Source organism: Agromyces capsici (genome assembly GCF_058349965.1).
The window spans coordinates 1777555-1794039 of sequence record NZ_JBYRET010000001.1 but is presented as its reverse complement, the minus strand read 5'-3'; the positions used below and the strand labels follow the sequence as shown (position 1 = coordinate 1794039).

Genomic DNA, 16485 nt, shown 5'->3' with positions numbered 1-16485 from the left:
CTTCCTGCCCGTGTTGCGCGACTTCCGTTACCGCAGGTGCAGATTATGTTGACTTAACGGCACAAGTCCGCGAAGGTTGGCTGACGTGCTCGATGGCGAGTCGAGGGCGACGCGGCTCTCACGAAAGGAACCAACCCGATCATGTGTTACGGATTCGACGGCGACCAGGCGATGCAGGCCTCACGCGACCTGCGCGGCATCAGCAGGCGCGGGGTGCTGATGGGGCTGCTCGGCGCGTCCGCCGCCGCGCTCACACTCGGCGGCGGAGCGATGCCGGCGGCGGCCGACGTCGCGACCAAGCCGTGGAAGCGCGTGCCGCCCGGCAAGATCAGCATCCAGCTCTGGACGGTGCGTGCGGGGCTGGGTGCGCCCTGGGGCCCCGGTGACTACGACACGACGCTGCGCGCGATCGCCGAGATCGGCTACCCGCGAGTCGAGCAGGCGCTCGGCTACTTCGGCCGGACGGCCGCCGAGCTGCGCGCGTTCTACGACTCGATCGGCATCCGTGCCAGCTCGTCGCACGACGGGGTGTCAGCCCACGACGCCGCACTCGCGACCAAGCTCGAGAACGCGGCGACGCTGGGGCAGAAGTACCTCAACGTGCCCTACTTCGCCTCGAGCTCCCTGGCCGACTGGCAGGCGCTCGCCGATCGCATGAACGTCGAGGCGCAGGCTGCGGCCTCGTACGGCATCGCCTACGGGTACCACAACCACGCCCACGAGTTCACGACCGACCTCGGCGGCGGGCGCACGCCGTGGCAGGTGCTCACCGAGCGGCTCGACCCGTCGCTCGTCCACCTCGAGGTCGACCTGTACTGGGCGGTCACCGGCGGCGTGAACCTCGGTGAGGCCGACCCGGTGCAGTTCGCCATCGACACGATCCATGCGGCGCCGCAGCGGGTGCGCCAGTTCCACGTCAAGGACCGCCACCTCGGCGGCGACATGGCCGACCTGGGCACCGGCACGATCGCGTTCGACCGGATCTTCGCGGCGCACGCGGTCGAGGAGTACATCGTCGAGAACGACACCCCCGATGTCACGCCGCTGCAGACGGCCGAGGTGGGGTACGACTACCTCCGGTCGCTCCGGTTCTGACGGCGCTCACCGGGAGGGCGTCCGTGTTCGTCGCACGGCGCCCTCCCGCGGCGAAGGCCGCCCCGTAGGTCAGGCCAGCGGCCGCTCGAGCACGTGATCGTGCTCCCAGCGCTCGCCCACGAGGAACCGCTTGTGCCCGACGATCCGGAAGCCGTGCTTCTCGTAGAAGCGGATGGCGCGGGCGTTCTCCTCGTTCACGCCGAGCCAGACCACGGGCGCGCCCTCGCGGGCCGCCTCGGCGAGCGTAGCGCCCATGAGCTCTCCCGCGACGCCCTGCCCGTGCGCCGCCGGGTGCGCGTACATCTTGCTGAGCTCGATCGCCGGCCGCGCCGTGACGGCCGCCGCGGCATCTGCGTCGGCCGGCACACCGCCCTCGGTGCGCACGAGCATCGACCAGCCGACGAGCCCGTCGGTACCGTCGAGCTCGCCCCGCCAGGCGGGATCGCGCGCGTCGTCGGCGACCGCGACGAGGATGGTGCGATCGGGGTCGGCGAGGTACTCGACGAAGCGGTCACGAGTGAGGTGCTGGGCGATGAAGGCGCGGATCGCCGCGATCGTCGTCGAGGGCGGGCACGCGAGCGGGAACGTCACCGCGGCGAGCGCGGCGAGCGCGACGGCATCCGCCGGCGCGGCGGGTCGGATCTGCACGGTCACCACCGCACCCTACTCCGCGCGGGGAATCGCTCGACGCGCGCCGAGGTCGCGTGAGAAGGTGGCGTCAGTCCGCGAGCGCAGGGGGCGCTCGCCGGGTGGAGGGGGTCCGGATGTCCGGAGTGCTGGCGTCATCGGTCGACGGCCGATCGTTCACGACGAGTGCGGGCGAGGGCGCACCGACGGGCACGCTGGTCCGCCTCGAGACGACGGACGGCGCGTGGCTCGGCCTCGTCGAGGCGGTCGCGCCCGACGGCGCCGAGGTCGGTCGCGTGCTCGGCGTGCTCGACGGCGACGGCGGGCTCGACCAGCGATCGGATGCCCCGTTCCGGGACGCGCACGTGCGACGTGCCGACGAGGCATCCGTCGACGCCCTGCATCAGGCGTCGCACGCGACGCTCGACATCGGCACGATGCTCGCCTCGCCCGGGCCGGCGAAGCTGATCGGCTCCCGGTTCAATCGGCACACCTTCTGGTGCGGGCAGTCGGGCTCGGGCAAGACGTACGCGCTCGGGGTCGTGCTCGAGCAGGTGCTCGCGCACACGGCGCTGCCGATCGTCGTGTTCGACCCGAACTCCGACTTCGTGCGGCTCGGCGAGCGGCGCGAGGGCGTCACGGGCGAGGATGCCACGGCGCTCGCCGCGCGGAACATCCGGGTGCTGCGCCCCAACGGGCCCGACCCGCTGCTCGTGCACTTCCGGTCGCTGCCGATCGAGGCGAAGGCCGCGATCCTGCGGCTCGACCCCGTCGCCGACGCGCGCGAGTTCAACACGCTGCTGCACTCCGACGAGGTCGCCCACGCGATCGACAAGGACACGCTGCTCGGCGAACTGCGCGCCTCCGACGACCCGGGGCGGCAGGCGCTCGCGACCCGCATCGAGAACCTCGGCATGCTCGACTGGGAGGTGTGGGCCGGCCCGCGGACGCCGGTGAACGAGATCGTCGCCGAACGGCCGGATGCCACGGTGCTCGACCTCGGCGGCTTCTCGACGCCCGAACAGCACCTCTCGGTCGCGATCTCGGTGCTCGACGACCTGTGGGCGCGCCGTTCGGAGCGCAAGCCGGTGCTCATCGTGATCGACGAGGCCCACAACCTCTGCTCGCCCGACCTGGTCACGCCGCTCGCGGTCGCGGTGCGCGAGCGGATCATCCAGATCGCCGCGGAGGGCCGCAAGTACGGCCTGTGGCTGCTGCTGTCGACGCAGCGGCCCTCGAAGATCCATCCGGGGATCATCTCGCAGTGCGACAACCTCGCCGTCATGAAGATGAGCTCGCCCGGCGACCTCGCCCAGCTGGGCTCGTACTTCGGCGTCGCACCGGCCGGGCTGCTCGCGATGTCGCCGTGGTTCCGGCAGGGCGAGGCGTTGTTCGCGGGCGGGTTCGTTCCGGCGCCGACCCTCGTGAAGATGGGCTCCCGCCTCACGCCCGAGGGCGGCGGCGACGTCGGCGTGCCGATGCGCTGAGCGAGGGGCGTGCCGCCGGGTGAGGCCGCACTCGGCCGGATCGTCCCGGCTCAGCCGACGACGGGCGCGAGCTCCCTGCGGAACCAGAGGTCGGCGTAGAACTCGTCGTTGAACGGCGCGACCTCGACGTAGCCGGCGGCGCGGTACATCGCGATCGCCTCGGTGAGGGTCGCGTTCGTCTCGAGCGTCGTCGCGACGCAGCCGTGCTCGCGCGCCGCCGCCTCGAGCGCCGCGAGCAGGCGCCCTCCGACGCCGAGCCCGCGGACCTCGTCGGCGACCCACATGCGCTTCACGTACCCGGTGCCGTCGGGCTCGAACAGCACGCCGCCGCAGCCGATCGGCCGGCCGTGCAACCGCGCGAGCAGGAAGACGCCGTGCGGGTCGGCGAACTCGTCGGTGCCGGGGTGCAGGCTCTGCCCGACGTCGAAACCCCCGGGGAACCGGCGCGCGAGCTCGGCGTAGTAGGCGGCGAGGCACGTGCGCGCGTCGGCCGACGCGGCATCCGCTCGCTCGATCGTCACCTGCCCCGCCTCGAGCAGCCGGGTGACGGTCGCCATGGCCTCGACGAGCCGGTCGCGGCGGGCGGCGGGCAGCGGGTCGAGCACGGATGCCGCGAGCTCGTCGCTCGCCGTGTCGAGCCCGCGTCGTTCGCGCCGGCCGGCGGCGGTGAGCGTCGCGCGCCGCACGCGCGCGTCGCCCGACGCGTCGCCGACGGCGACGAGCCCGTCGGACTCGAGACTGCGCAGCAGCCGGCTGAGGTAGCCCGAGTCGAGGCCGAGCCGGGCGCGCAGCTCGCGAACGTCGGCGCCGTGCTCACCGATCTCCCACAGCAGGCGGGAGGCGCCCAGCGATCGCCCGCGGGCGAGGTAGGTCTCGTTCAGGGCGCCGATCCGCTCGGTGACGGTGCGGTTGAAGGCGCGCACGGTCGCGATGGGGTCGGGCGCGACATCCGGTGGCATTCTCTGACTCTAGTCAGTGATCTGGCCACGTCAAGCCCGGGCACGACGAAGCGGATGTCGCGGGGGTGGAGCCCGCGACATCCGCTCGTCTCATCGCTTCCCGGCGATGCCTACAGGAACCGGGCGTACGCCCCCACCGTCAGGAACGTGGGGAACTCGGGCTCGAGCGCGACCGACCGGAACACCGAGATCGCGTCGTCGAACCGGTCGCCCTCGAAGCGGGGCAGGTCGGCCACGGCGGCCGCCATGATCCGCACGATCGACGTCTGGTCGATGCGCGTGCCCTCGGCGGTGACGGTGTTGTCGTGCAGCCACTGCCACACCTGCGAGCGCGAGATCTCCGCGGTCGCGGCGTCCTCCATGAGGTTGTCGATCGCCGCCGCTCCGGTGCCGCGCAGCCACGACTCGATGTACCGGATGGTGATCGAGATGTTGTCGTAGACGCCGGCCTCGGTGACCTCGCCGCCCACCGACGGGATGTCGAGCAGGTCGGCACCGGTCACCTGCACGTCGTCGCGGAGCCGGTCGACCTGGTTCGGCCGCTCGCCGAGCACCGCGTCGAACTCGGCGCGCGCCGTCGGGATCAGGTCGGGGTGCGCGACCCACGTGCCGTCGAAGCCGTCGCCGGCCTCGCGGCGCTTGTCGGCCGCCACCGCGGCGAGCGCACGCTCGGTGACCTCGGGGTCGCGGCGGTTCGGGATGAACGCGCTCATGCCGCCGATCGCGTGCGCGCCCCGCTTGTGGCAGGTCTGCACGAGCAGCTCGGTGTACGCCCGCATGAACGGCACCGTCATGGTGATCGACTTGCGGTCGGGCATGACCCAACGACGGCCCCGCGAGCGGAACGTCTTCACGATCGAGAAGATGTAGTCCCATCGACCGGCGTTCAGGCCCGCGCAGTGGTCGCGCAGCTCGTAGAGGATCTCGTCCATCTGGAACGCGGCCTGGATCGTCTCGATGAGCACCGTCGCACGCACGGTGCCGTGCGGGATGCCGACGTACTCCTCGGCGAACGTGAAGATCTCGTTCCAGAGCTTCGCCTCGCGGTGCGACTCGAGCTTCGGCAGGTAGAAGTACGGGCCGCGACCGGCCGCGATGAGGGCCTTCGCGTTGTGGAAGAAGTAGAGCCCGAAGTCCACGAGCGACCCGGACGCGTGCATCGCCCGCCCCGCACGGTCGTGGAACCTCAGGTGCTTCTCGACGAGGTGCCAACCGCGCGGGCGGAACACGATCGTCGGCGTCTCCGTCGCGGTGACGCGGTACTCCTTGCCCTCGGGACTCGTGTACTCGAGGTTCCCGCGCAGGAAGTCGAACAGGCTCAGCTGCCCCTCGACGACGTTCGACCAGGTCGGGCTCGTGGCGTCCTCGTGGTCGGCGAGCCACACCTTCGCGCCGGAGTTCAGCGCGTTGATCGCCATCTTCCGGTCGGTCGGGCCGGTGATCTCGACGCGGCGGTCCTCCAGGCCCGGGCCGGGGCCCGCGACGCGCCACGTGGCGTCGTTCCGGATCCACTCGGTCTCGGGCAGGAACTTCGGGTCGCGGCCGTTGGCGGCGTCGACCCGGTTCTGCAGGCGGATGGCGAGCAGCTCGTGCCGCGTGTGCGCGAACCGGTCGTGCAGCGCGGCGAGGAACTGGAGCGCCTCGGGCGTGAGGATCTCGGCGTAGCGCTCCCCGAGGGGCGCGGTGACCTCGAGGGTCGGCTGCGCCGGCGCGAAGGCGGGCGCGGTGCGGGCCGGCTTCGGCTCGTGCGTGGTCGGTCGGTCGATCGTGATGGTCATGGTCTCGTCTCCTTGGTCTCGTGAGGGTTGAGGAGGCCCGCCAGGGCCGTCTCGAAACCCGGTTCGCCGAGGCGAGGGTTTCGAGGGTTTCGAGACGCAGCTTCGCGGCTCCTCAACCCGCAGAGCGGCATCAGTGCTGGAACTGCTCTTCCTCGGTCGATCCGACGAGGGCGAGGGTCGCGCTGTTCGGGTTCAGCGCCGTGGCGATCTGGTCGAAGTAGCCGGTGCCGACCTCGCGCTGGTGGCGCGTGGCGGTGTACCCGGCGGCCTCCGAGGCGAATTCCGCCTCCTGGAGCTCGACGTAGGCCGACATGTGGCGCTCGCTGTAGTCCTTGGCGAGCGTGAACATGCCGTGGTTCAGGGAGTGGAAGCCGGCGAGGGTGATGAACTGGAACGCGTAGCCCATCGACGCGAGCTCGCGCTGGAACTTCGCGATCTGGTCGTCGTCGAGGTGGCGCTTCCAGTTGAACGAGGGCGAGCAGTTGTAGCTCAGGCGCTTGCCCGGGAACTTCGCGTGCACGGCCTCGGCGAACCGGCGGGCCAGGTCGAGGTCGGGCTCGGCCGACTCGACCCAGAGCAGGTCGGCGTATTCGGCGTACGCGAGGCCACGTGCGATGACCGGCTCGATGCCGTTCTGCACGTTGTAGAAGCCCTCGGCGGTGCGCTCACCCGTCACGAACGGCCGGTCGCGCTCGTCGTGGTCGCTCGTGAGGAGGGTCGCGGCCAGCGCGTCGGTGCGGGCGATGATGATCGAAGGGACGCCGGCGACATCGGCCGCCATGCGAGCCGCGTTGATGGTGCGGATGTGCTGGCCCGTCGGGACGAGCACCTTGCCGCCCATGTGGCCGCACTTCTTCTCGCTCGCGAGCTGGTCCTCCCAGTGCACGCCGGCCGCGCCGGCCTCGATCATCTGGTGCATGAGCTCGTAGGCGTTGAGCGGGCCGCCGAAGCCGGCCTCGGCGTCGGCGACGATCGGCGCCATCCAGTCGCGGTCGTCGGCGCCCTGCTCGACCTGGCCGGCGCGCAGCAGCGCGTTGTTGATGCGGCGCACGACGGCCGGCACCGAGTTCGCGGGGTAGAGCGACTGGTCGGGGTAGGTCTGGCCCGAGAGGTTCGCGTCGGCGGCGACCTGCCAGCCGCTCAGGTAGATGGCCTTGAGGCCCGCGCGCACCTGCTGCACGGCCTGGTTGCCGGTGAGGGCGCCGAGCGCGGCCGACCACTCCGGGTCCTCCATGCGCTCGAACGCGGTGCCGGTGTTCTTCTGGATGTCCTCCCACAGCTTCTCGGCGCCGCGACGGGCGAGCGTGCGCTCCTCGCGGACCGGACCGCGCAGAGCGATGACGTCCTCGGCGGTGTAGTCGCGCTTGACGCCCTCCCAGCGGGGGTTCGCGTCCCACTCGAGCTGCAGCTCGGCCGCGGTCTGGGTCTGGTCGCCGGGGCGGTTCTCGGTGCTCATCGTCGTGCTCCTTCGGTGCGATGGATGTCTCGTGCGTCCCCGTCGTCGGGGTTCGCCGTGGTCCGTGGCATCCATGCTGCGGGGCGCGCACCCACCCCGACCGACGATTCCGGGGGTGAACTTTCCCGGTTCTTCCGCGCTGCGGAACTCCCCGGGTCGGCTGGGTGCGAAACCGGCACGCCCGAGGAGAATGAGGGCGTGACCCACGGCGACGAGGTCGGTGCCGGCACGCGACGTGAGCGTGCCCGTGCCCGTGCGCGGCGCGCCCGGGCCCACCGACTCGGGAGCGCGGGACTCGCGCTCTTCGTCGGCGGCCCGGTGCTCGGATTCGCGCTCGTCGTGACCGCCATCGCCCTCTCGACGGCGGGCACCCCGTGGTGGCCGGTGGTGATCCTCGCGGCGGTCGGCGGGGGCCTCGCGCTCCACGGCATCGGCCTGCGAATGCTGCTCGCCGCCGAGGACGCACGCGAGCCTGCGGAGCCCGCGCCGGACGCTCAGGCGGAGGACGACGCGTCGCCGGCCCGCACGAGCCCCGACTCGTAGGCGGCCACGACCGCCTGCACGCGGTCGCGCAGGCCGAGCTTGGCGAGCAGGCGCGTGATGTGCGCCTTCACGGTCGCCTCGCTGAGGAAGAGCCGCTGCCCGATCTCCTGGTTCGACAGGCCCCGGGCGATGAGCAGCCACACCTCGCGCTCACGCGGCGTGAGGTCGGCAGCGGGATCGGCCGCGGGGGCACCGGGCGGCGGTGCGGCGAGGTAGCGCTCGATGAGCCGGCGGGTGAGCGCGGGCGCGAGCAGCGACTCGCCCCGCGCGACCGTGCGGACCGCGTCGACGAGCCGCTCGGGCGGAGCGTCCTTGAGGAGGAACCCGGACGCGCCCGCCTGCAGGGCGCGGTAGACGTACTCGTCGAGGTCGAACGTCGTGAGCACCAGTACGCGCGGGGCGTCTGGCGCCCCGGCGACGCGCGCGGTCGCCTCGATGCCGTCGAGCCCGGGCATGCGGATGTCCATGAGCACCACGTCGGGCCGCAGCCGGGCCGCCGCCTCCACGGCCTCGTTCCCGTCGCCGGCCTCGCCGACGACCTCGAGGTCGGCCGCCTCGAGGAGTCCGACGATGCCCGACCGGACGAGGGCGTGGTCGTCGGCGACGAGCACCCGCGGCGCGCTCACGAGGCATCCCCCAGCGGCAGTTCGGCGGCCACGCGCCATCCGCCGTCCTCGACCGGGCCGGTCTCGAGCGCGCCGCCGTAGACGCGCACGCGCTCCCCCATGCCGGGCAGGCCGCGCCCGCTCCCGCGAACGAGCCCGACGACACCGTCGCCTTCGCTGCCGCGCGGCGGACCGTTCACGACCTCGACGCGCACCGACCGGTCGCGCCGGGCGACGTAGACCGAGACGTCGGCGCCCGGCGCGTGCTTGCGGATGTTCGTGAGCGACTCCTGCACGATGCGGTAGACCGCCAGGGCCACGCCGTCGGGGATGCCGTCGACACGGTCGTCGACCTCGAGGCGGCAGGCGTGCCCGGCGGCCTCCGTCTCGGCGACGAGGTCGGGCAGGCTCGACAGACCCGGCTGCGGCGCGTACGCGACCCCCTCCTCGCGGAGCACGTCGAGCAGGTGGCGCATCTCGTCGAGCGCCTCCTGCGCCGTGCGGCGCGTGAGCTGCAGGTGACGGCGGGCGCGCTCGACGTCCTTGTCGAGGAACTGCTCGGCGGCGCCGGCCTGCAGCGCGACGATCGAGAGCGCGTGCGCGACGAGGTCGTGCAGCTCGCGCGAGATGCGGGCCCGCTCGGATGCCACGGCGTCGGCGGCCAGGCGGTCGGAGCTCTCGCGCGTCCGCTCGAGGGTGAGCGCACGGTGCCGCACGATGCGGCCCGCCGCCCAGGTCGCGCCCACGAAGAAGACGAGGAACACCGTGCCGGCGGTCTCGATGCCAGGCGAGCCGAAGTAGCCGAGCGCGTGCGCGGCGAGCATCGCCGCGACGGGCACCAGGCCGAGCAGGGCGGCGGCCCACCAGGCGGCGATGCGCTCGGCGACGGTGAACGTCGCGACGAGCAGGCTCGGGAAGGGATTGAACGTGGCGTCGGCCCCGGCGAGCGCGGCGTGCACGACGAGCGCGGCGGCCACGAGCAGCATGACGAGCGCGGGGAACCGGCGGCGCACCACGAGCGGCACCGACACCGCGAGCGCGAACCCGAGCTGGGCGAGCACGTTGCTCGACGGGACCAGCACGGCCTCGAGGGTCGCCCAGAGGGCGATGCCGCCGGCGATCGCGAGGTCGAGGGGCGTCGTCCACCGGCGCCAGGCCCGCCAGCGGCCGGGAACGCGGGCGCTGCCCCCACCGGTGCGCGCACCCGATGCCGCGCGGTCGTCGCGCGGGTCGGAGATCAGGGCGGCATCGGTCGGCACGGATCCGATGCTACGGCCGCGCCCGCGGCGACCGACAGCGACGAAGGTCGACATCCGCCCAGCCGGAGGTCGATGCGCGGGGCGACCGGAGGCTCGCGCCGACGAGCCCTGCGTCGCGCCATCCGTCGACCCGCGACCGATGCCGGCACCCCCGGCCCGTCCGTACGTTCGCCATGTCGGCCGATCCGCGCCGCCGGACACCGCACCGAAACCTCGATCAGAAAGGCCTCCCATGGCTCCCGTCACCACCGACCCCGTCCTCGCCGCCCGCGGCCGTGCCGCCGAGTTCGCCGCCGCCTCGGCGGCCGGCCACCCCGTCGCCCGGTACCCGCGCGACGGCCGCCTCATCGGTCGCATCGGCGCGAAGCTCGCCGGCATCGCCGCACTCACCGCCGGAGGGCTGTCGATCGTCATCGGCGTGCTGCAGTTCCTCTTCCCGCAGGACGAGGACCCCGCGATCGACCCGCGCACGCGGGTCATCCTGGCGATGTTCACCGTCAGCCTGTGGGCGTTCGCGGTGCTCTTCCTCGGTCTCGCGCGGTACGCCCGGTCGACCTGGGGTGCGGTCGTGGCCGCGAGCGGCACCGTGCTGCTCACGGTGGGCACCCTCACGAGCGCCGTCAACGGCATCGACCTCGAGTTCTTCCCGATGGTGGCGATGCTCGCGAACGCGATGTGGCTGGTCGGCGCGATCGCGCTGTGCGTGTCGCTCGTGCGGGCCAAGCGCGTGAGCCTGTGGCTCGCGCTGCCGATCCCGTTCCTGCAGCTGCCGCTGCTCTTCCTCTCGCAGGTCGGCGGCGGCGTGCCGGCCGGCGCCTTCCTCCTCGTGCTCGGCGGCGTGCTGCTCGCCGGGCGCATCGAGGGTCGCGCGCGTCGGCTCGCGCACCGCTGAGGCTCGCCGGTCTCATCTGCGGCATCGGCCCGCGGCATCCGTCACCGATCTTCCGGGCGGATACCGCGGGCCGGCGTCGCGTCGCCCGTCGCGCCGAGCCTCGCATCGCGTCCACGCTGGTGATACCTTGTGGTTCAAGGTATCTGGCACTGCGAGGTACTGCGCAGAGAGCCCCGCACGCCCGCCGAGACGGAGGCACGCATGCGCGTCGGTAAGGACCTCGTGACCGCGGCCGCCACACCGGTCGTACTCGGCATCCTCGCCGAGGGCGAGTCGTACGGCTACGCGATCCTGCAGCGGATCACGGAGCTCTCGGGCGGCGAGCTCGAGTGGAGCGACGGCATGCTCTACCCCCTGCTGCACCGCCTCGAGCGCCTCGGACACGTCGAGTCGCAATGGGGCGCCTCGCCCAGCGGGCGACCGCGCAGGCACTACCGACTGAGCGCCCAGGGCGCCGCGATGCTCACGGAGCAGCGGCGCCAGTGGGACGTGGTCGGCGACGTACTCGCGAAGGTCTGGCCCGACGGCTCGGGCGACGGCACCCGACCCGGCCGCGGCGGATCGACCCGGCTCGCACTTGGGGGTGCCTGAGATGGCCCTCGACGAACGACACGACCTCGACGAGCTCGTCGCCTCGTGGCGCGAGTGGCTGGAGCGACGCGAGACGCTGAGCCCCCAGGACGTCGACGAGCTCGAGGGACACCTGCTCGACCGCGTCGAGGAGCTGCGCGCTGCCGGCCTGCACGACGACGAGGCCTTCCTCGTGGCCGTGAAGCGTCTCGGTGCGGTCGACGACCTCTCGCGCGAGTACGCGCGCGTGCATTCCGAACGGCTCTGGAAGCAGCTGGTGCTCGACGACGGGCCGAGCGATCGCGACGCGGCCTCCGTCGGCACGGACGGCTCGGCGGCGTCGCCGTCGTTCGCCCGACGCGCGAACGGACTCGCCGTCGCACTCGGGCTCGGCGTCGGCGCCGGGCTCGCCGTCAAGGTCGCCGACCTGGTCGGGGTCGACCCGACGTTCTTCCTCCGCAACGCCGCGATCCTGGTGCTGCCATTCCTCGCAGCCTGGTTCGCCTGGCGCCACCGCACGCCCCTCGGCGCACTCGTCGGCATCGCGGTCGCCTTCGCGATCGCCGCAGTGGCCCTGAACGCCTACCCGTTCGGCCCGGGTGGCGGCGCCGAGGCGTTCGCGATGGAGCCGTCGATGACCGAGCTGCTCGCGTCGGTGCACGCGCTCGTCGCGCTCTGGCTCGTCACGGGCGTCGCGTACGCCTCGGGCGACTGGCGAGGCACCACGGCGCGCATGGACTTCGTCCGCTTCAGCGGCGAATGGGCCGTGTACTACTTGCTCATCGCGCTCGTCGGAGGCGGGCTCTCGATGCTGGCCGTCGCGGTGTTCGGTTCGATCGGCGTCGACATCCTCACGTTCGTCGGCGAGTGGGTCATCCCGTGCGGCGCCGCAGGCGCGGTGCTCGTCGCGGCGTGGCTCGTCGAGGCGAAGCAGCGTGTCATCGAGAACATCGCGCCCGTGCTGACGAAGGTGTTCACGCCGCTGTTCACCCTCATGGTGCTCGCGCTCGTGGTGGCCGCCGCGCTGCAGTGGGACCTGGTCGATGCGAACCGCGACCTCCTCATCGCATTCGACCTCGTGCTCGTCGTGGTGCTGGCCCTGCTCGTCTACTCGTACTCGGCGCGCGACCCGCTCGTCCCCGCGGGCTGGTTCGAGCGGATCCAGTTCGTCATGCTGGCGGGCGCGCTCGTGCTCGACCTCGTGGTGCTCGTCGCGATGGTGGGCCGCACGGGCGAGTTCGGGTTCAGCGCGAACAAGACCGCGTCGCTCGGGCTCAACCTGATCCTGCTCGCGAACCTCGCATGGGCGGCGTGGCTGCACCTCGGGTTCCTGCGCGGCCGGACCCCGTTCCTGCGGCTGGAGCGCTGGCAGACCGCGTACCTGCCGGTGTACGTCGCCTGGGCGGCCGTGGTGGTCATCGCGTTCCCGCCGCTGTTCGGGTTCGAGTGACCGTCGGCGGGCGCGGCCACGAGCAGCGCGAGTCCGACGCATGACGCGAGCCCGGCGCCCGCCCTCGGAGGGGCGGACGCCGGGCTCGTGCTCGGTCAGCTCTGTCAGTAGGTGACCTGCTGGCCGGTCTCGCGGTGCTGCGCGGCGTCCTTCACGTCGGCGGCCGCGGTCTGGCCCTCGGCCTTGACGGTGTCGACGGCCTCGCCGGCGCGCTCCCTGACGGAGTCGACGGCGCCCCGAGCCTCGGGCTTGAGGTGCTCGGCGGCCTCCTGGGCCACGCTCTTGACCTCGTCGACGAGCGGCGCCGCCGCGTCCTTGGCCTTCTCGGCGACCTGGCGCTCCGGACGCGACGCGGGGATCAGCGACGACACGAGCCAGGCCGCGCCGAAGACGATCAGGCCGGCGGCGACCGGGTTGCCCCGGGTGGCGGAGGCGACGCGCTGGGGCGCCTGCCCGACGGCGTCGCCCGCGGAGTGCATCGCATCCCCCGTGGAGTCCGCCATGTCGTGGGCGATGCCCATCACGCGGTCCTTCGCACGCCGGAAGGCGCCCTTGACCTTCTCCGTCTGGCGGTGCACCGCCTTGCCGGGGTTCACCTTGTCGGCGAGGGCGTCGACGTCCTGGCCGAGCTCCACTCGCGTCCGTTCGATGTCGGAACGGATGGCATTCGGATCGGTGCTCATCGGTTCTCCTCATTCCTCTTGAGTGTGTCGGGGATCTTCTTCAGGCTGTCGACCGTGCGGGGCAGGCCCTGGACTCGGTCGAACTCCTTCTTGCCGATCGAGAACAGCACGGCCGCCGCGATGCCCCAGAGGACCGCGACGATCACGGCCGACCAGCCGAGGCTGTCCACGAGGTCGCCCAGGCCCCACCAGAGGGCGACCGACAGGAACAGGACGGCGAACCATCCGGCGAACCCTGCGCCCCCGTACAGGCCGGCCCCCTTGCCCGCACGCTTCGCGGACTGGGTGGCCTCGGCCTTGGCGAGCTCGACCTCCTGACGCATGAGCGTCGACATGTCGCGGCTGACCTCGGCGACCAGGTCGCCGAGCGAGGTGGTCGCGGCCTTCTGCTCCGACGGCGTCGGCACATCGGCCGGCGGCGCCATGGAGGTCGTGCCGGCGACATGCGCGCCCGTCGTGCGCGGGTCGACGCCTCCCACGTGCGCGCCACTCATCAGAGCGCCCCGGTGCCGTCGTCCCGACGGGTCCCCTCGCCGGGGAACGGCTCGGTGTAGGGCGGCTCGGTCCCGGTCACGCCGGTCGGCTCAGCGCCCCAAGTGGTCTCGGGCTCGGCGACGTGCGCCCCGCCGGTCGTGCCCGCGACGCCCGCTCCGACGCCCGTCTCGTACGCGCTTCCCGTGCCGTACGTCCCACCCGTGCCCGTGTAGGAACCGGCCCCATTCGGGAGTCCGGTCGGGTAGGTCGTCCCGGTGCCCGTGAGCTGCCGGGTGCTGCCGGAGGCGGAGTCGCCGTCGCTCGGCGTCGCGAGCGAGCGGGTGAGCCGGCCGATCACGACGCCCGCACCCGCGGCGATGGCGAGGAAGACCCCCGGACGGCGACGGGCGAAGCGCTTGACCTCCTCCAGGAGATCCTGCGGCTCACGCTGGTCGAGCCAGCTCGCCACCGAGTCGGCGCGCGACCCGACGGTCTCGACGAGGTCGCGTGCGAGACCCGACTGCGTCGAGGAGGCGGCCATCTCCGAGAACTGCGACCCGACGTCGCGGATGCCGCCCGCGGCGCGGTGCTGCTGCGTCGACGCCTGCGAGCTGACCTCGCTGCCGACGCGGTCCGCGAGCCGGCGGGCCTGGAACTTCGCTTCGGAGGCGACCGAGCGCGCCTCCTGCTTCGCGGTGTCGGCGACCCGGTGGCCGGCCGCACCCGCTTCCTGCTTGAGATCCGGGGTCCCGGTCCCTGCGGTGTTCACCATGTTCGCCCCTTTCGTCTGTGAGGCCGGGCGGCGTGCACCGGCCTCGACGGTGGATTGTGCAGGCAACGCTAGGTCGGCGGTTCTCGGGTCTGAAGGGTCTTGCGGGGGCTCGGATCGGAGCGTATAACCGCGCGCGACCGAGAGGCGTCCCGGGCCGATGCACAGCCCTCACGTCGAGCGCAACCCGTTCCACCCGGCGAGGTGGCCCACGTAACGTCGCGCTCGGAGCGCACCACGGCAGGAGGGAGTCCGCATGCCCGTGCAGTACGGCTGCAAGCTCGCCGCCGAGGCATTCGGCCCGAACGAGCTGGTCCGCCAGGCTCGGCTCGCCGAGGAGGCGGGATTCGACTTCGTCGAGATCAGCGACCACTTCCACCCGTGGCTCGACTCGCAGGGCCACTCCCCGTTCGCGTGGTCGGTGCTCGGGGCGATCGCCGCGTCGAGCGCATCGTTCGGGACCGATCCCGATCGCTCCCTCGTCGAGGCATACTGGGCGCGTGGCGGCGACGGGCTGCGCTACGGCGAGGCGGCGATGGCGTGGGCTCCCGATCCGGATGCCGCGGCGCGGGCGGCGCACCAGACCTCCCGCTGGTCGCTCCTCGGCTGGAAGGTCATGAGCGAGCTGCCGAACCCCGCGAACTTCGAGGAGGCGTCGGTGTTCGTGCGGCTCGAGGACCTGCGCGAACAGGTCCCGTGCGGGCCGGACGTCGCCGCCCACGTGGATTCCGTGCGCGCCTACGAGGAGGCGGGCTACGACCGGATCGCGATCATGAACCTCGGACCCGACCCTGACGGGTTCTTCGAGTTCTTCGCGAACGACCTGCGGCCCGCGCTCACCGGAGGGTGACGCGGACCGCAGTCGGGACGGGTCTGCGGTCGGGCGGGTCAGGCGGCGCGGCGCTCCCGGGCGAGCTCGTCGAGGACGCTCGTCTGCGCGGGCGTCCAGCCGAGCGAGCGCGCGAGGGCGCCCGGCGCGGACTGGTCGAGGAGCAGCGCGTCGGCGATCTCGGCGCCGAGGCGGGCGCGCGTGGCATCCGCCGTGCTCGGCACCACGCCGGCCCCGCCGGCGGCCGCCTCGACGATCGCGCGGACCCTCGTGGGCGAGCCGTCCGATCCGATCACGCGGCGGAGCGGCCCGTCGTGCTCGAGCACCGCGAGGTACAGTCGCGCGAGGTCGTCGACGTGCACGAGCGTCCAGTGCTGGCTGCCGTCGCCGACGAGGCGGATCGCGCCGTCGGCCGTGCGCGGACCGTCCGCGATCATCGGCACGAGGCCGCGGCCGCCCCCGTAGACGACCCCGGGCACGAGCACCCGGGCATCGGCGGATGACGCGAGCAGCCGTTCCTCGAAGGGCACGCGCCAGGCGACGAGCTCGGGCGGGTCGAGCGGGCTGTCCTCGGCGATCCCGTGGCCCGGGCCGTAGACCCACACCCCGCTCGTGAAGACGATCCGGCGGCCGTCGGCGAAGGCGCGCGCTGCGGCGTCGACCACGGCCGCGTTCAGATCGGCCGGCGCCTCCTCCGGCGCGGCGGTGTGGACGGCGGCATCGACGCCGTCGAGGGCGATCGCGACGGCGTCGGCGTCGGCGAGGTCGAGTCGCAGGGCCGTCGCGCCGCGGGCGGCGACCTCGGCCGCCGCCCGGTCGCTGCGCACCACGGCCCGCACGTCGTGGCCGGCCTCGACGAGCACGTCGAGCACGGCCGATCCGATGAATCCGGTTCCCCCGGTCAGTAGCGTTCTCATGGAAGGCACGGTATGGATTGGATACCGGTACCTTCAACGGAACTTCCCTCGAGGGAACCGGACGACCCGGTTCCGCGATGCGAAGGAGAGCA

17 protein-coding genes are annotated in these 16485 nt (G+C 72.7%); 7 read left to right on the top strand and 10 right to left on the bottom strand.

Annotated elements, in window-relative coordinates:
• The first annotated feature begins 141 nt into the window (after window positions 1–141).
• Window positions 142–1095 carry a sugar phosphate isomerase/epimerase family protein gene (locus AC3RKB_RS08510; RefSeq protein WP_491435657.1) on the top strand — a complete coding sequence of 318 codons (954 nt, stop codon included), beginning with the start codon at window positions 142–144 and terminating at the stop codon, window positions 1093–1095.
• Between the two features lie 69 nt (window positions 1096–1164).
• On the opposite strand, the gene AC3RKB_RS08505 is transcribed toward AC3RKB_RS08510, so the two are convergent.
• Entirely contained in the window at window positions 1165–1749 is a 585-nt protein-coding gene (locus AC3RKB_RS08505) for a GNAT family N-acetyltransferase (RefSeq protein ID WP_491435656.1), read from the bottom strand.
• Between the two features lie 110 nt (window positions 1750–1859).
• Here AC3RKB_RS08505 and AC3RKB_RS08500 point away from each other — a divergent pair, with 110 nt between their 5' ends.
• Complete coding sequence (locus AC3RKB_RS08500; protein ID WP_491435655.1) at window positions 1860–3209, top strand: ATP-binding protein; 1350 nt, start codon at window positions 1860–1862, stop codon at window positions 3207–3209.
• Window positions 3210–3259: 50 nt separating this feature from the next.
• Here the strand turns inward: AC3RKB_RS08500 and AC3RKB_RS08495 are convergent, their stop codons facing one another.
• The 3 genes from AC3RKB_RS08495 to aceA form a co-directional block, all read right to left on the bottom strand.
• On the bottom strand, window positions 3260–4168 hold the full coding sequence (locus AC3RKB_RS08495; RefSeq protein WP_491435654.1) for a GNAT family N-acetyltransferase: 909 nt from the start codon (window positions 4166–4168) through the stop codon (window positions 3260–3262).
• Between the two features lie 110 nt (window positions 4169–4278).
• Window positions 4279–5946, bottom strand: coding sequence for a malate synthase A (gene aceB / locus AC3RKB_RS08490; protein WP_491435653.1), 1668 nt, complete (start codon window positions 5944–5946; stop codon window positions 4279–4281).
• A gap of 130 nt (window positions 5947–6076) precedes the next feature.
• Complete coding sequence (gene aceA / locus AC3RKB_RS08485; protein WP_491435652.1) at window positions 6077–7402, bottom strand: isocitrate lyase; 1326 nt, start codon at window positions 7400–7402, stop codon at window positions 6077–6079.
• A 198-nt stretch (window positions 7403–7600) separates the two neighbouring features.
• On the opposite strand from aceA, the gene AC3RKB_RS08480 reads away from it, so the two are divergent.
• Window positions 7601–7945, top strand: a complete 345-nt coding sequence (locus AC3RKB_RS08480; protein WP_491435651.1) for a hypothetical protein — start codon at window positions 7601–7603, stop codon at window positions 7943–7945.
• On the opposite strand, the gene AC3RKB_RS08475 is transcribed toward AC3RKB_RS08480, so the two are convergent.
• Window positions 7897–8610: a response regulator gene (locus tag AC3RKB_RS08475; RefSeq protein WP_491435650.1), complete on the bottom strand. Its 714-nt coding sequence runs from the start codon at window positions 8608–8610 to the stop codon at window positions 7897–7899. The two genes, AC3RKB_RS08480 and AC3RKB_RS08475, sit on opposite strands and share 49 nt — an antisense overlap.
• Complete coding sequence (locus AC3RKB_RS08470; RefSeq protein WP_491435649.1) at window positions 8568–9809, bottom strand: sensor histidine kinase; 1242 nt, start codon at window positions 9807–9809, stop codon at window positions 8568–8570. The genes AC3RKB_RS08475 and AC3RKB_RS08470 overlap by 43 nt, the downstream gene beginning before the upstream one ends.
• A 232-nt stretch (window positions 9810–10041) precedes the next feature.
• Between AC3RKB_RS08470 and AC3RKB_RS08465 the strand changes: the two genes are divergently transcribed.
• The 3 genes from AC3RKB_RS08465 to AC3RKB_RS08455 all read left to right on the top strand — a co-directional run bounded on the left by AC3RKB_RS08465 (window position 10042) and on the right by AC3RKB_RS08455 (window position 12721).
• The gene (locus tag AC3RKB_RS08465) at window positions 10042–10701 is read left to right on the top strand and encodes a hypothetical protein (protein ID WP_491435648.1); all 660 of its coding nucleotides are present in this window, start codon (window positions 10042–10044) and stop codon (window positions 10699–10701) included.
• A 201-nt stretch (window positions 10702–10902) separates the two neighbouring features.
• A complete protein-coding gene (locus tag AC3RKB_RS08460) occupies window positions 10903–11292 on the top strand; it encodes a PadR family transcriptional regulator (protein ID WP_491435647.1) in 390 nt (129 codons plus the stop codon).
• 1 nt (window position 11293) lies between these two features.
• Window positions 11294–12721 (top strand): permease prefix domain 1-containing protein, encoded by a 1428-nt coding sequence (locus AC3RKB_RS08455; protein WP_491435646.1) that lies wholly within the window; start codon window positions 11294–11296, stop codon window positions 12719–12721.
• 104 nt (window positions 12722–12825) lie between these two features.
• On the opposite strand, the gene AC3RKB_RS08450 is transcribed toward AC3RKB_RS08455, so the two are convergent.
• The 3 genes from AC3RKB_RS08450 to AC3RKB_RS08440 all read right to left on the bottom strand — a co-directional run bounded on the left by AC3RKB_RS08450 (window position 12826) and on the right by AC3RKB_RS08440 (window position 14650).
• Window positions 12826–13404: a DUF3618 domain-containing protein gene (locus tag AC3RKB_RS08450; protein ID WP_491435645.1), complete on the bottom strand. Its 579-nt coding sequence runs from the start codon at window positions 13402–13404 to the stop codon at window positions 12826–12828.
• Window positions 13401–13829 (bottom strand): phage holin family protein, encoded by a 429-nt coding sequence (locus AC3RKB_RS08445; protein ID WP_491436787.1) that lies wholly within the window; start codon window positions 13827–13829, stop codon window positions 13401–13403. The genes AC3RKB_RS08450 and AC3RKB_RS08445 overlap by 4 nt, the downstream gene beginning before the upstream one ends.
• 68 nt (window positions 13830–13897) lie before the next feature.
• Window positions 13898–14650, bottom strand: coding sequence for a hypothetical protein (locus AC3RKB_RS08440; RefSeq protein ID WP_491435644.1), 753 nt, complete (start codon window positions 14648–14650; stop codon window positions 13898–13900).
• Window positions 14651–14903: 253 nt separating this feature from the next.
• On the opposite strand from AC3RKB_RS08440, the gene AC3RKB_RS08435 reads away from it, so the two are divergent.
• A complete protein-coding gene (locus tag AC3RKB_RS08435; protein WP_491435643.1) occupies window positions 14904–15497 on the top strand; it encodes an LLM class flavin-dependent oxidoreductase in 594 nt (197 codons plus the stop codon).
• 38 nt (window positions 15498–15535) lie between these two features.
• Here AC3RKB_RS08435 and AC3RKB_RS08430 read toward each other — a convergent pair whose 3' ends face one another.
• On the bottom strand, window positions 15536–16393 hold the full coding sequence (locus AC3RKB_RS08430; protein ID WP_491435642.1) for an NAD-dependent epimerase/dehydratase family protein: 858 nt from the start codon (window positions 16391–16393) through the stop codon (window positions 15536–15538).
• Between the last annotated feature and the right edge of the window lie 92 nt (window positions 16394–16485).

Bases quoted from the DNA above. Each gene is read 5' to 3' on its own strand.
- AC3RKB_RS08450 (WP_491435645.1), bottom strand. From the start codon at position 13,404: ATGAGCACCGATCCGAATGCCATCCGTTCCGACATCGAACGGACGCGA.
- AC3RKB_RS08435 (WP_491435643.1), top strand. From the start codon at position 14,904: ATGCCCGTGCAGTACGGCTGCAAGCTCGCCGCCGAGGCATTCGGCCCG.
- aceB (WP_491435653.1), bottom strand. From the start codon at position 5,946: ATGACCATCACGATCGACCGACCGACCACGCACGAGCCGAAGCCGGCC.
- AC3RKB_RS08445 (WP_491436787.1), bottom strand. From the start codon at position 13,829: ATGGCGCCGCCGGCCGATGTGCCGACGCCGTCGGAGCAGAAGGCCGCG.
- AC3RKB_RS08510 (WP_491435657.1), top strand. From the start codon at position 142: ATGTGTTACGGATTCGACGGCGACCAGGCGATGCAGGCCTCACGCGAC.
- AC3RKB_RS08465 (WP_491435648.1), top strand. From the start codon at position 10,042: ATGGCTCCCGTCACCACCGACCCCGTCCTCGCCGCCCGCGGCCGTGCC.
- aceA (WP_491435652.1), bottom strand. From the start codon at position 7,402: ATGAGCACCGAGAACCGCCCCGGCGACCAGACCCAGACCGCGGCCGAG.
- AC3RKB_RS08455 (WP_491435646.1), top strand. From the start codon at position 11,294: ATGGCCCTCGACGAACGACACGACCTCGACGAGCTCGTCGCCTCGTGG.
- AC3RKB_RS08475 (WP_491435650.1), bottom strand. From the start codon at position 8,610: ATGGCGCGTGGCCGCCGAACTGCCGCTGGGGGATGCCTCGTGAGCGCG.
- AC3RKB_RS08430 (WP_491435642.1), bottom strand. From the start codon at position 16,393: ATGAGAACGCTACTGACCGGGGGAACCGGATTCATCGGATCGGCCGTG.
- AC3RKB_RS08440 (WP_491435644.1), bottom strand. From the start codon at position 14,650: ATGGTGAACACCGCAGGGACCGGGACCCCGGATCTCAAGCAGGAAGCG.
- AC3RKB_RS08500 (WP_491435655.1), top strand. From the start codon at position 1,860: ATGTCCGGAGTGCTGGCGTCATCGGTCGACGGCCGATCGTTCACGACG.
- AC3RKB_RS08460 (WP_491435647.1), top strand. From the start codon at position 10,903: ATGCGCGTCGGTAAGGACCTCGTGACCGCGGCCGCCACACCGGTCGTA.
- AC3RKB_RS08495 (WP_491435654.1), bottom strand. From the start codon at position 4,168: ATGCCACCGGATGTCGCGCCCGACCCCATCGCGACCGTGCGCGCCTTC.